The sequence below is a fragment of the Pseudomonas sp. 2(2015) genome (assembly GCF_000955865.1).
In the GTDB taxonomy this organism is placed as follows: Bacteria; Pseudomonadota; Gammaproteobacteria; order Pseudomonadales; family Pseudomonadaceae; genus Aquipseudomonas.
In genome coordinates this window covers 999,688-1,012,347 of record NZ_JYOF01000003.1, presented here as the reverse complement: position 1 = coordinate 1,012,347, position 12,660 = coordinate 999,688, and the positions used below count along the sequence as shown (strand labels likewise).

The 12,660-nt window shown below is 64.2% G+C and carries 10 protein-coding genes; 7 read left to right on the top strand and 3 right to left on the bottom strand.

What is annotated here, in order from left to right; translation table 11 throughout:
- Position 1 precedes the first annotated feature (1 nt).
- The gene (locus UB48_RS07555; RefSeq protein ID WP_045195423.1) at positions 2–1,789 is read right to left on the bottom strand and encodes an N-acetylglutaminylglutamine amidotransferase; all 1,788 of its coding nucleotides are present in this window, start codon (positions 1,787–1,789) and stop codon (positions 2–4) included.
- 150 nt (positions 1,790–1,939) lie between these two features.
- Complete coding sequence (gene mnmC, locus UB48_RS07550; protein WP_045195422.1) at positions 1,940–3,955, bottom strand: bifunctional tRNA (5-methylaminomethyl-2-thiouridine)(34)-methyltransferase MnmD/FAD-dependent 5-carboxymethylaminomethyl-2-thiouridine(34) oxidoreductase MnmC; 2,016 nt, start codon at positions 3,953–3,955, stop codon at positions 1,940–1,942.
- 135 nt (positions 3,956–4,090) lie between these two features.
- Here mnmC and pap point away from each other — a divergent pair, with 135 nt between their 5' ends.
- Both pap and UB48_RS07540 read left to right on the top strand, forming a co-directional pair.
- On the top strand, positions 4,091–5,584 hold the full coding sequence (gene pap / locus UB48_RS07545) for a polyphosphate:AMP phosphotransferase (protein WP_045195420.1): 1,494 nt from the start codon (positions 4,091–4,093) through the stop codon (positions 5,582–5,584).
- A gap of 140 nt (positions 5,585–5,724) precedes the next feature.
- Entirely contained in the window at positions 5,725–6,681 is a 957-nt protein-coding gene (locus UB48_RS07540) for a DMT family transporter (RefSeq protein WP_045195418.1), read from the top strand.
- A 1-nt stretch (position 6,682) separates the two neighbouring features.
- On the opposite strand, the gene UB48_RS07535 is transcribed toward UB48_RS07540, so the two are convergent.
- A complete protein-coding gene (locus UB48_RS07535; RefSeq protein ID WP_045195415.1) occupies positions 6,683–8,077 on the bottom strand; it encodes a class II fumarate hydratase in 1,395 nt (464 codons plus the stop codon).
- 156 nt (positions 8,078–8,233) lie between these two features.
- On the opposite strand from UB48_RS07535, the gene UB48_RS07530 reads away from it, so the two are divergent.
- The 5 genes from UB48_RS07530 to UB48_RS07510 all read left to right on the top strand — a co-directional run bounded on the left by UB48_RS07530 (position 8,234) and on the right by UB48_RS07510 (position 12,576).
- On the top strand, positions 8,234–8,755 hold the full coding sequence (locus tag UB48_RS07530; RefSeq protein WP_045195414.1) for a DUF2059 domain-containing protein: 522 nt from the start codon (positions 8,234–8,236) through the stop codon (positions 8,753–8,755).
- Between the two features lie 12 nt (positions 8,756–8,767).
- Complete coding sequence (locus UB48_RS07525; RefSeq protein ID WP_045195412.1) at positions 8,768–9,067, top strand: BolA family transcriptional regulator; 300 nt, start codon at positions 8,768–8,770, stop codon at positions 9,065–9,067.
- Between the two features lie 109 nt (positions 9,068–9,176).
- Positions 9,177–10,115: a rhodanese-related sulfurtransferase gene (locus UB48_RS07520; protein WP_045195410.1), complete on the top strand. Its 939-nt coding sequence runs from the start codon at positions 9,177–9,179 to the stop codon at positions 10,113–10,115.
- A 3-nt stretch (positions 10,116–10,118) separates the two neighbouring features.
- The gene (locus UB48_RS07515) at positions 10,119–10,751 is read left to right on the top strand and encodes a DsbA family protein (protein ID WP_045195409.1); all 633 of its coding nucleotides are present in this window, start codon (positions 10,119–10,121) and stop codon (positions 10,749–10,751) included.
- Positions 10,744–12,576 (top strand): ABC transporter ATP-binding protein, encoded by a 1,833-nt coding sequence (locus UB48_RS07510; RefSeq protein WP_045195408.1) that lies wholly within the window; start codon positions 10,744–10,746, stop codon positions 12,574–12,576. The genes UB48_RS07515 and UB48_RS07510 overlap by 8 nt, the downstream gene beginning before the upstream one ends.
- Positions 12,577–12,660: the final 84 nt, after the last annotated feature.

The following is a 12,660-nucleotide window of genomic DNA, read 5'->3' as shown; positions in this document are numbered from 1 at the left end:
ATCAGATTCCTTGTTCGCTGAGCCACAGGTTCAAGGCAGCCAGTTGCCAGAGCTTGGAGCCGCGCAGCGGCGTCAGCTGGCCGTGGGGATCGCTGAGCAGGCGGTCGAGGGCGGCGGGGTTGAACAGGCCGCGGTCCTGGCTGGGGTCAAGCAGCAACTCACGCACCCAGTCCAGGGTTGCGCCCTGCAGGTGCTTGAGCCCCGGTACCGGGAAGTAGCCCTTCTTGCGGTCGATGACTTCACTGGGGATGACCAGCCGCGCGGCTTCCTTGAGCACCTGCTTGCCACCGTCGGGCAGCTTGAAGCGCGCCGGGATGCGCGCCGAGAGCTCGACCAGGCGATAGTCGAGGAACGGCGTGCGCGCTTCCAGGCCCCAGGCCATGGTCATGTTGTCGACCCGTTTGACCGGGTCGTCGACCAGCATCACCGTGCTGTCCAGGCGCAGGGCTTTATCCACCGCATCGCTGGCGCCGGGCTGGGCGAAGTGCTGGCGGACAAAGTCGCCGGCGGCGTCGTGATCGAGCAGCCAAGGCGCTTGCACGGTGGCGGCATAGTCGTCGTAGCTGCGGTCGAAGAACGCCTCGCGGTAGGCTGCGAACGGATCGCGCGCGCCGTCCACCTGCGGGTACCAGTGGTAACCGGCGAACAGCTCGTCGGCGCCCTGGCCGCTTTGCACCACCTTGCAGTGCCTGGCCACTTCCCGCGACAGCAGGTAGAAGGCAATGCAGTCATGGCTGACCATCGGCTCGCTCATGGCGCGAAAGGCCGCGGGCAACTGCTCGATGATCTCCCGCTCATCGATGCGCAATTGATGATGGCGGGTACCGTAGTGGCGGGCGATCAGGTCGGAGTACTGGAACTCGTCGCCGCGCTCGCCGCCGGCATCCTCGAAGCCGATGGAGAAGGTCGACAGGTCATCGACACCGACCTCGCGCAGCAGGCCGACGAGCAGGCTCGAGTCGACACCGCCGGACAGCAACACACCGACATCCACCGCAGCGCGTTGACGAATCGCCACCGCCTCGCGGGTGCTGTCGAGGACGCGGTCGCGCCAGTCTTCCAGGCTCAGGTCCTGTTCGTCGGTGCGCGGGCCATAGTGTAGGTGCCACCAGACTTGCTGCTCGCAGCGGCCCTGGGCATCGATGCGCATCCAGCTGGCCGGTGGCAGTTTCTCGATATTGGCCAGCAGGGTGCGTGGCGCTGGCACCACGGCGTGGAAGTTCAGGTAGTGGTTGAGCGCCACTGGGTCGAGCACCGGGTTGATGTCGCCGCCCTTGAGCAGCGCCGGCAGGCTCGAAGCGAAGCGCAGGCGTTCGCCGGTGCGCGACAGGTACAGCGGCTTGACCCCGAGGCGGTCGCGGGCGAGGAACAGCTGCTGGCTGTCACGTTCCCAGATCGCCAGGGCGAACATGCCGTTCAGGCGCGGCAGCAAGTCGGCGCCCCAGGCGTGATAGCCCTTGAGCAGCACCTCGGTGTCGCCATCCGAGTAGAAGGCATAGCCGAGGCTTTCCAGCTCGCTGCGCAGCTCGGGGAAGTTGTAGATGGCGCCGTTGAAGGCCAGCGACAGGCCCAACTGGTTATCGACCATGGGCTGCGCCGAGCCGTCGGACAGGTCCATGATTTTCAGCCGGCGATGGCCCAGGGCAATCGGCCCCTGGCTATGGAAACCCCAGGCGTCAGGGCCGCGAGGTGCCAGGTGATGGGTGATCCGCTCGACCGCGGCGAGGTCCGCCGGGCGTGGTGGGTGGGCAACAGGGGTGAAACGAAACTCTCCAGCTAATCCGCACATAAGTCCTTACCGGTTTTGCCGTTGGGGAAGGTGCCCGAAACCCGGGCACATGGAAACTGACCGGTGCGGATAGCGAGAGTTTTAGATCAATCGGTTATAAGCGGTAGCTGCAAGCGACAAGCTTCAAGCTGCAAGAGCACGCCGGGTCAATCAGCTTTTAGTGTGTGGCTTGGCGCTTGTCGCTGCTTTTTTACTCCTGATCAATTCACGCAACATGAAGCGATTGGGGTGGCAGGCTTCGGCCACGGCGCGGGGCACCGGCAGCGGTGCGTTGTCGGCCCAGGCGGCGATCATTTCGCCCGCCAGTGGCGCGGTGATCAGCCCCCGCGAGCCATGGCCGCTGTTGATGAACAGGCCTTCGAGCCAGGGGCAGGGGGTGGCGGGAATTTGCCGGGCATCGCGGGCCAGCACGGCGTAGTCGTGGTTGAACTGCGCCTGTTCGGCCAGCGGGCCGACAATCGGCAGGTAGTCGGGGCTGGTGCAGCGAAACGCGGCGCGGCCCTGCAGCGTATGCGGGTCGAGACTGTGGGCGCCCAGGCGCTGGGCCAGGTCGCTGGAGATCGCCTCAAGCAGGCCAAGGTTGCCGACGTGCTCGCCGGGGGTGGGCGTGAGGTCGGTGCTGTGAAAGTCGAAGCTGGCGCCGAGGGTGTGCTCGCCATTGCGCGGCGGCGCGACATAGCCGTCGGCGCACACCACCGTGGTCAATGCCTGGCTTTGCGCTGTCACGGGCAGGCGGGTGACCTGCCCGCGAATGCGCTTGAGCGGCAGCCCGGCGCAAGGCTCGAAGTTGTGGATTTCGGCGGCGGTCGCCAACACCACCAGCGGCGCGCTGGCCAGCAGTTTGTCGCTTTCCCAGGCTTGCCAGAGGCCGTCGACCTTACGCAGTTGCAGTACCTGATGATGGGTCAGCAGGGTGATGTTCGGGTGCTGCAGTTGCGCCTGGCACAGCGCCGGCGGATGCACCCAGCCGCCTTCAGGGTAGAACAGCCCGCCGCTGTCCAGGGCAACCCCGGCCAGTTGTTCAGCCTGCTCACGGTCCAGGCGTTGCAGCAATTGCGGGTTGAAGGCTGCGGCCAGTTGCTGCTGGCGCTGGTCTTCCTTGGCGTCGAAGGCCAGCTGCAGCACCCCGCAGCCATCCCAGTCCTGGCCGCGCTGCAGGCGTTCGAGCAGCCGCCGGGTGTAGCCGAAACCGCTGAGGATCAGGCGCGACAACGCCGTGCCGTGTGCAGACAGCTTCAGGTACAGCACCCCTTGCGGGTTGCCCGAAGCTTCTGCTGCTGGCGTCGCATGGCGCTCCAGCACCTTTACCTGCCAGCCGCGGGCGGCCAGGCTGGCGGCGCTGGCGCACCCGGCAAGGCCTGCGCCGATCACCAGCGCCTGGCGTGGGCCGGGCAGGGCAGGCGGCCGGGCAAACCACGGCGCGCTGGCGGCCGGTTGCGGCTGCTCGGCCGGCCAGCCATTGAAGGCGCCGCGCAGCACTTCCCATTTCTTGCCGATGCCGGGAATGCGCTTCATGCTAAAGCCCACGGCGATCAGGCCGCGGCGCACCCAGCCGGTGCTGGTGAAGGTACCGAGGGTGGTGCCGGGCGCTGACAGCCGGCCGATCTCGGCGAACAGCTCCGGGGTCCACATTTCCGGGTTTTTGGCCGGGGCAAAGCCGTCGAGGAACCAGGCATCCACCTGTGCATCGAGCTGCGGCAGTTGCTCCAGCACGTCGCCGATCATCAGGGTCAGGCGCACCCGGCCCTGCTCGAACGCGAACGGCTGGAAGCCTTCGTGCACTGCCACGTACTGGCTCAGCAACTGGCTGCTGAACGGCGCCAGCTGCGGCCACAGGGCCAGGGCGCGACTGAGGTCGGCGCGGGTCAGGGGGTATTTTTCGACGCTGATGAAGTGCAGCCGCGCATCAGCCGGGGCGCACTCGGCAAACAGCTGCCAGGCGCAGAAGAAGTTCAGGCCGGTGCCGAAGCCGGTTTCGCCGATCACCAGGCACTGGCCCGGCTGCATTGCGCTGAAACGCTGGCGCAAGTCGTTCTGGTCGATGAACACGTGACGGGTTTCCTCCAGGCTCTGCTCCTTGGAGAAATAGATGTCGTCGTATTGGCGCGAGTGCGGTCGGCCCTGGTCGTCCCAGTCGATCTGGGCGTATTGGGTTACTTCGGTCATGTTCGGCTCAGCATTGGCAAGAGGGCCATTTTAGCTGATCGGCGCCAGGCTGTTTGACCTGTGGCAGGCTTTGTTTTGTGCCGACAAAGGTTTCGACAATCCGCTAGTCTTGCTTATCCAAGTAGGGAGCCTGGTATGTTCGAATCCGCTGAAATTGGTCACGCCATCGACAAAGACACCTATGACGCCGAGGTCCCGGCGCTGCGTGAAGCGTTGCTGGAGGCGCAGTTCGAGCTCAAGCAGCAGGCGCGTTTCCCGGTGATCGTACTGATCAACGGCATCGAAGGTGCCGGCAAGGGCGAGACGGTCAAGCTGCTCAACGAATGGATGGACCCGCGCCTGATCGAGGTGCGCACCTTCGACCAGCAAACCGACGAAGAACTCGCCCGTCCACCGGCCTGGCGCTACTGGCGGGCACTGCCGGCCAAGGGGCGGATGGGCGTATTTTTTGGCAACTGGTACAGCCAGATGCTCCAGGGCCGCGTGCATGGCCAGTTCAAGGATGCCGTGCTCGACCAGGCCATCCGCGGCGCCGAGCGCCTCGAAGAAATGCTCTGCGATGAAGGCGCGCTGATCTTCAAGTTCTGGTTTCACCTGTCCAAGAAGCAGATGAAAGCCCGCCTCAAGGCGCTCAAGGACGATCCGCTGCACAGCTGGCGGATCAGCCCGCTGGACTGGCAGCAGTCCGAAACCTACGACCGTTTCGTGCGCTTTGGTGAGCGGGTGCTGCGCCAGACCAGCCGCGACTACGCGCCCTGGCATGTGATCGAGGGCGTCGATCCGCATTACCGCAGCCTGGCTGTGGGCAAGATTCTGCTCGAAGGGCTGCAGGCCGCGCTCAAGTCCGATCACGGGCCGATCCACCAGGCCAACATCGCGCCGCTGGGTGAAAGCATCGACCAGCGCAGCCTGCTCGGCAGCCTCGACCTGAGCCTGCGCCTGGACAAGGACGACTACCAGGAACAACTGATTACCGAACAGGCGCGCCTGGCCGGCCTGCTGCGTGACAAGCGCATGCGCCGCCACGCCCTGATTGCCGTGTTCGAAGGCAACGATGCGGCGGGCAAGGGCGGTGCCATTCGCCGGGTGGCGGCAGCCCTCGACCCGCGCCAGTACCGCATCGTGCCGATCGCCGCGCCCACCGAAGAAGAGCGCGCGCAGCCGTACCTGTGGCGCTTTTGGCGGCACATTCCGGCGCGTGGCAAGTTCACCGTGTTCGACCGTTCCTGGTATGGCCGGGTACTGGTCGAGCGGATCGAAGGCTTTTGCAGCCAGGCCGACTGGATGCGCGCCTATGGCGAGATCAACGACTTCGAAGAACAACTGAGCAATGCTGGCGTGGTGGTGGTGAAGTTCTGGCTGTCGATTGACGAACAGACCCAGCTCGAGCGCTTTCAGGAGCGCGAGCAGATCCCGTTCAAGCGCTTCAAGATCACCGAGGAAGACTGGCGCAACCGCGAGAAGTGGGGGCAGTACGCGGAGGCTGTGGGCGACATGGTCGACCGTACCAGCACCGAGATTGCGCCCTGGACCCTGGTCGAGGCCAATGACAAGCGCTGGGCGCGGGTCAAGGTGTTGCGCACCATCAACCAGGCGCTGGAGGCGGCGTTCAAGAAGCACAAGAAATGATAGCGGGGGCTGCGAAAGCAGCCCCAGCAGGAACTCAGGGAATGAAGTACTGAATTCTTTTCCGCATTCTTGCCTGTCTCGCCACCAACCCAGCCCGTAGAATCCAGTTTCCCCCCACCAAAGGGCTATCGAGGCTGGTTATGCATATTTCTTCCGGACGCTGGGTCTACGGTCTGTCCTTGTCGCTGCTGACCGCCGTGCTCTGGGGCATCCTGCCGATCAAGCTCAAACAGGTGCTGCAGGTGATGGACCCGATCACCGTGACCTGGTTTCGCCTGCTGGTGTCCGGCGGCCTGTTGCTGGCCTGGCTGGCGGCAAGCAAGCGCCTGCCCTCGTTCAATGGCCTCGGGCGCAAGGGCTGGGGCCTGGTGTTGCTGGCTACCTGCGGCCTGGTGGGCAACTATGTGCTGTACCTGGTCGGGCTCAAGCTGCTCAGCCCCGGCACCGCCCAGCTGGTGGTGCAGATGGGCCCGGTGCTGTTGCTGGTGGCCAGCGTGTTCCTGTTCAAGGAACGCTTTAGCCTGGGGCAGGGCATGGGCCTGGTGATCCTGCTGCTGGGCTTTGGCCTGTTCTTCAATCAACGCCTGGATGAGCTGCTCACCTCCCTGAGCGTCTACACCACCGGCGTGCTGACCATCCTCCTGGCGACCTCCATCTGGGTGTTCTATGCCCTGAGCCAGAAGCAGCTGCTGACGGTATGGAACTCGATGCAGGTGATGATGGTGATCTACCTGTTTTGCGCAGCCTTGCTGAGCCCTTGGGTGCATCCGTTGGAGGCGCTGCAATTGAGCCCGCTGCAAGGCTGGCTGCTGCTTGCCTGCTGTTTGAACACCCTGGTGGCCTACGGCGCGTTTGCCGAAGCCCTGGCGCACTGGGAAGCCTCCAAGGTCAGTGCGACCCTGGCGGTGACGCCGCTGATCACCTTCGTGGCGGTGGCCCTGGCGGCCTGGTTCTGGCCCGACTTCGTCCACGCCGAGCAGATCAACACCCTGGGCTATATTGGTGCGCTGGTGGTGGTGCTGGGCTCGGCGCTGACCGCCCTGGGCCCGTCGATCATGGCCGGCTGGCGGGCCAGGCGCGTTCGCCTGGCCCGGTGATTCAGCCCTTGGCGCCCGGTTCGAGCATTTTTTCCGGGCGCACCCACTGGTCGAACTGCTCGTTGCTCAGGTAACCCAGGCTCAGCGCCGCCTCGCGCAGGGTGGTGCCTTCGCTGTAGGCCTTCTTGGCGATTTCTGCCGCCTTGTCGTAGCCAATGTGCGGGTTGAGCGCGGTCACCAGCATCAGCCCGCGCTCCAGGTGCGCGGCCATCTGTTCGGGATCCGGTTCGATCCCGGCAATGCAGTGCTGCTGGAAGTTGCTGCAACCGTCGGCCAGCAGTTCGATGGACTGCAGCAGGTTGTGGATGATCACCGGCTTGAACACGTTCAACTGCAAGTGCCCCTGGCTTGCCGCAAAGCCGATCGCGGTGTCGTTGCCCAGCACCTGGCAGGCCAGCATCGACAGGGCCTCGCACTGGGTCGGGTTGACCTTGCCGGGCATGATCGAGCTGCCCGGTTCGTTGGCCGGCAGGCGTACTTCGGCAATCCCGCCGCGCGGCCCGGAGCCGAGCAGGCGCAGGTCGTTGGCCAGTTTCATCAGGGCCACGGCGAGGGTTTTCAGGCCGCCGGCGAGGGTGGTCAGCGGTTCATGCCCGGCCAGGGCGGCGAACTTGTTCGGTGCGGTAACAAACGGCAGGCCGGAAAGCGCGGCGAGCTCGGCGGCGATGGCTTCGGCAAAGCCGTGCGGGGCGTTCAGCCCGGTGCCGACGGCGGTGCCGCCCTGGGCCAGCTCGCACACCGCCGGCAAGGCCGAACGGATCGCCCGCTGGGCGTAGTCGAGTTGGGCGACATAGGCCGAGAGTTCCTGGCCGAAGGTGATCGGTGTGGCGTCCATCATATGGGTGCGACCGGTTTTCACCAGGTGCTGGTGGCGCGCCGAGAGTTCCGCCAGGCCCGACGACAGTTCGGTGATCGCCGGCAGCAGCTTGTGCTGCACGGCCTGGGCGGCGGCGATGTGCATGGCGGTGGGGAAGCAGTCGTTGGAACTTTGCGAGCGGTTGACGTGATCGTTGGGGTGCACTGGCGTTTTACCGCCACGGCCATTGCCGGCCAGTTCGTTGGCACGACCGGCGATCACTTCGTTGACGTTCATGTTGCTCTGGGTGCCACTGCCGGTCTGCCAGACGACGAGCGGAAACTGGTCGTCCAGTTGCCCGTCCAGCACTTCGTCGGCGGCTTGTTCGATCAGCCGGGCGATGTCCGCCGCGAGGTCTCCGTTGCGGTTGTTGACCCGTGCCGCGGCTTTCTTGATCAGTGCCAGGGCATGCAACACCGCCAGCGGCATGCGTTCCTTGCCGATGGCAAAGTTGATCAGCGAGCGTTGCGTCTGGGCACCCCAGTAGGCCTGGTCAGGAACTTCGACCTGCCCCAGGCTGTCAGTTTCGATACGGCTCATGCTGCGCTCACTCCCTTGTGGTCTGAATTCGCAGTTTAGGTCCTTATTTGGCGTAGCGGTTCCATCGCGCGTCGACCCACTTGAGCACTGTGCCACTGTCGGCGCAGAATGCTCTATTCTGGGGTACTACCTCCTCTGTCTATTGAAGGAATTCCGATGACCCGTCTTCGCGCCCTCTGCACTGCTGTAGCGCTGGTCTGCGCCAGCGGCCAGGTGCTTGCAGATACCGCCAGCCACAACGCCAGTGCTGAAAAATTCCTCATGATGGCGCATGCCGACAAGCTCGGTACTCCGGTCTACATGCAGGTGCAGCAGATGTTTGCCCAGCGTTTCGAACAGACCAAGGCCCCAGCCTCGAAGAAATCCGTGCTCGACAGCTACCAGGCCAAGGCCAACGCCGCCCTGGACCAGGCCATCGGCTGGAACAAGCTCAAGCCGGACATGGTCAAGCTCTACACCACCACCTTCACTGAAAGCGAACTGAAAGACCTGGTCGCCTTCTACCAGTCGCCTCTGGGCAAGAAAGTCCTCGAGAAGATGCCGCAGGTGACCCAGCAATCGGCGCAGCTGACCCAGCAGAAACTGGAAAGCGCGGTACCGGTGGTCAACAAGCTGCTGGCTGACATGACCAACGAGCTGGACCCGAAAGCGAAGGCCGCACCGGCCAAGAAGCCGTAAGCGGAGCCTGACATGACCATGCAGCAAAAGATCGAGCACCGCCTGCAAGCGCTGGCACCCACGCACTTGCAAGTGCTCGATGAAAGCCACATGCACAGCCGTGGGCAGCAGACCCATTACAAGGCGGTGCTGGTGAGCGAGCAGTTCGAGGGGCTGAACAGCGTCAAGCGCCACCAGAAAGTGTATGCCACCCTCGGTGAGCTGATGAGCGAGTTTCACGCCCTGGCGCTGCACACCTACACGCCGCAGGAATGGCAGAAAATCGGTGTCGCCCCGGCGTCGCCGACCTGCGCCGGTGGCAGCAAGCACTGATTTCCTCGTCAGGTTTTTGCTAGAATGATCAACGCGCCGCTTGTCGGCGCGTTTTTATTTGGCATCCGGTCCGCCCTTTGCGAGGGTGACCACCTGGAGAAGTTACTGCATGTCCCAAGCTATCGTCGTTGCGGCGCTGTACAAATTCGTCACCCTGAAAGATTACCTCGAGCTGCGCGAGCCGCTGCTCGAGAGCATGATGGCCAATGGCATCAAGGGCACCTTGTTGCTGGCCGAGGAAGGTATCAACGGCACCGTCTCCGGTACCCGTGAAGGCATCGACGGCCTGCTGGCCTGGCTGCGCAGTGATGCGCGCCTGGTGGATATCGACCACAAAGAGTCCTACTGCGACGAACAGCCGTTCTACCGCACCAAGGTCAAGCTCAAGAAAGAGATCGTCACCCTTGGCGTGGCGGGCGTTGACCCGAACTACAAGGTCGGTACCTACGTCGAGCCCCAGGACTGGAACGCGCTGATCAGCGACCCTGAAGTGCTGCTGATCGACACCCGCAACGACTACGAAGTGGCGATCGGCACCTTCGAAGGCGCGATCGACCCCAAGACCACCACCTTCCGCGAGTTCCCCGAGTACATCAAGGCCAACTTCGACCCGGCCAAGCACAAGAAAGTGGCGATGTTCTGCACCGGCGGCATTCGTTGCGAAAAAGCCTCCAGCTATATGCTCGGCGAGGGTTTCGAAGAGGTCTATCATCTTAAGGGCGGGATCCTCAAATACCTCGAAGAGGTGCCACAGGATCAAAGCCGCTGGCAGGGCGACTGCTTCGTGTTCGACAACCGGGTCACCGTGCGTCACGACCTGACCGAGGGCGATTACGACCAGTGCCATGCCTGCCGCACCCCGATCAGCGTGGAAGACCGTGCGTCCGAGCACTACTCGCCAGGCATCAGCTGCCCGCATTGCTGGGACAGCCTGAGCGAAAAGACCCGGCGCAGCGCCATTGACCGGCAGAAGCAGATCGAACTGGCCAAGGCGCGCAATCAGCCTCACCCGATCGGTCACAACTACCGCAAAGCTGCCGAGGCCTGATTGATGTCCGCACGCCTGCTGTATGTGATGGACCCGATGTGCTCATGGTGCTGGGGCTTTGCCCCGGTCGCCGAGGCCCTGATCGCCCAGGCACAGGCGGCGGGCGTGCCGACCCGGGTGGTGCTCGGCGGCCTGCGTTCCGGCAGCCGTGCGCTGGATGCCTCGACCCGCGGCTACATCCTTGATCACTGGCAGGCGGTACACGACGCCACCGGGCAGGATTTTCAATTCGAAGGCGCACTGCCTGACGGTTTTGTCTACGACACCGAGCCTGCCTGTCGGGCCCTGGTCACCGCCCGTAGCCTTGACCCGCAATACGTGGGTGCCTTGCTCAAGCTGATCCAGCAAGCCTTCTACCAGCGCGGCGAAGACGTCACTCGTGCGCCCTTGCTGGTAGAACTGGCCGAGCAGGCCGGTTACCAGCGCGCCGCCTTTGCCGAAGCCTTTACCAGCGCCGAACAGCGCGCGGCCACGGCGGCGGACTTCACCTGGGTCCAGGACCTGGGCATTGCCGGTTTCCCGACCCTGCTGGCCGAACGCAATGGCCAGCTGGCCTTGCTGACCAATGGCTATCAAGCCCTCGAATCGCTTGAGCCGCTGCTCGGCCGCTGGCTGCAGCAGGCCGCCTGTGCTTGACCTGCCGGGTTCACCCGACCCGGTACCAGGGCCAGGCCCTGTGCATGCTGATCGCTTGAGCTGGGCAGAAATCCGCCGCCTGGCCCTGCGCCATAAAAAAGCCCTGTGGATCGCCAACGGCGTGGCCGTGCTGGCGGCGTTGTGCAGTGTGCCGATCCCCTTGCTGCTGCCGTTGCTGGTCGACGAAGTGCTGCTCGGCCATGGCGATGCCGCGCTCAAATGGATGAACCAGTTCCTGCCCGGCAACTGGCAGGTTGCTGGCGGCTACATCGGCCTGATGCTGGTATTCACCCTGACCCTGCGCTGCGCCGCCCTGGCCTTCAACGTGGTGCAGGCCAAGCTGTTCGCCGGCCTTGCCAAAGACATCGTCTACCGCTTGCGCATTCGCCTGATCGAGCGCCTCAAGCGCATTTCCCTGAGTGAATACGAAAGCCTGGGCAGCGGTACCGTGACCACCCACCTGGTCACCGACCTGGACACCCTCGACAAGTTCGTCGGCGAAACCCTCAGCCGCTTCCTGGTGGCCATGCTGACCCTGACCGGCACCGCCGCCATCCTTATGTGGATGCACTGGAAGCTGGCGCTGCTGATCCTGCTGTTCAACCCCTTGGTGATCTTCGCCACGGTGCAGTTGGGCAAGCGGGTCAAGCACCTGAAGAAGCTTGAGAACGACAGCACCTCGCGCTTCACCCAGGCGCTGACCGAGACCCTCGACGCGATCCAGGAAATCCGTGCCAGCAACCGCCAGGGCTATTTCCTCGGCCGCCTTGGCCTGCGCGCCCAGGAGGTACGCAACTACGCCGTCGCCTCGCAGTGGAAAAGCGACGCGAGCGGGCGTGCCAGCGGCTTGCTGTTCCAGTTCGGCATCGATATTTTCCGCGCTGCGGCGATGCTCACGGTGCTGTTCTCCGACCTCTCGATCGGGCAGATGCTGGCGGTGTTCAGCTACCTGTGGTTCATGATCGGCCCGGTCGAGCAACTGCTCAACCTGCAATACGCCTACTACGCCGCTGGCGGCGCCCTGAGCCGGCTCAACGAGCTGCTGGCGCGGGCCGACGAGCCGCAATACCCCGGTGGCGTCGACCCGTTCAAGGGCCGCGACACTGTCGGCATCGAGGTGCAGGGCCTGCGCTTTGCCTACAACGACGAGCCGGTGCTCGACCAGCTCAACCTGTCGATTGCCCCCGGCGAAAAGGTCGCCATCGTCGGCGCCAGTGGCGGTGGCAAGAGCACCCTGGTGCAACTGCTGCTGGGCCTGTACAGCGCCCAGGCCGGGACCATCCGCTTTGGTGGCTCGACCCTGCAGGAAATCGGCCTGGAAACCCTGCGCGAGCATGTTGCGGTGGTACTCCAGCACCCGTCGCTGTTCAACGACACGGTGCGCGCCAACCTGACCATGGGCCGCGACTGCAGCGATGATGCCTGCTGGCAGGCGCTGAACATCGCCCAGCTCGACGCTACCATCGCCGCCTTGCCGCAAGGCCTGGACAGCGTGGTTGGTCGCTCCGGGGTGCGTTTGTCCGGTGGCCAGCGTCAGCGCCTGGCCATTGCGCGGATGGTGCTGGCCGAGCCCAAGGTGGTGATTCTCGACGAGGCCACCTCGGCCCTGGATGCGGCCACCGAATACAACCTGCACCAGGCCCTGACCCGTTTTCTCAGCGCCCGCACCACGCTGATCATTGCCCACCGCCTGTCGGCGGTGAAGCAGGCCGACCGGGTGCTGGTGTTTGACGGCGGCCATGTCGCCGAGGACGGCGATCACCAGCAATTGATCGCCGAAGGTGGCTTGTACGCCAAGCTGTACGGCCATTTGCAACAGAGTTAGGGCAAATTGGTTAGCAAGTGAGAAAAGCTCTGCAGGATTAATGGCAAATAGCCTAGGCTGTGCTTTGGTAGGTGGGATTCATCC

Coding starts and splice junctions, on each gene's coding strand:
- UB48_RS07555 (WP_045195423.1), bottom strand. CDS start 1,789: ATGTGCGGATTAGCTGGAGAGTTTCGTTTCACCCCTGTTGCCCACCCA.
- mnmC (WP_045195422.1), bottom strand. CDS start 3,955: ATGACCGAAGTAACCCAATACGCCCAGATCGACTGGGACGACCAGGGC.
- pap (WP_045195420.1), top strand. CDS start 4,091: ATGTTCGAATCCGCTGAAATTGGTCACGCCATCGACAAAGACACCTAT.
- UB48_RS07540 (WP_045195418.1), top strand. CDS start 5,725: ATGCATATTTCTTCCGGACGCTGGGTCTACGGTCTGTCCTTGTCGCTG.
- UB48_RS07535 (WP_045195415.1), bottom strand. CDS start 8,077: ATGAGCCGTATCGAAACTGACAGCCTGGGGCAGGTCGAAGTTCCTGAC.
- UB48_RS07530 (WP_045195414.1), top strand. CDS start 8,234: ATGACCCGTCTTCGCGCCCTCTGCACTGCTGTAGCGCTGGTCTGCGCC.
- UB48_RS07525 (WP_045195412.1), top strand. CDS start 8,768: ATGACCATGCAGCAAAAGATCGAGCACCGCCTGCAAGCGCTGGCACCC.
- UB48_RS07520 (WP_045195410.1), top strand. CDS start 9,177: ATGTCCCAAGCTATCGTCGTTGCGGCGCTGTACAAATTCGTCACCCTG.
- UB48_RS07515 (WP_045195409.1), top strand. CDS start 10,119: ATGTCCGCACGCCTGCTGTATGTGATGGACCCGATGTGCTCATGGTGC.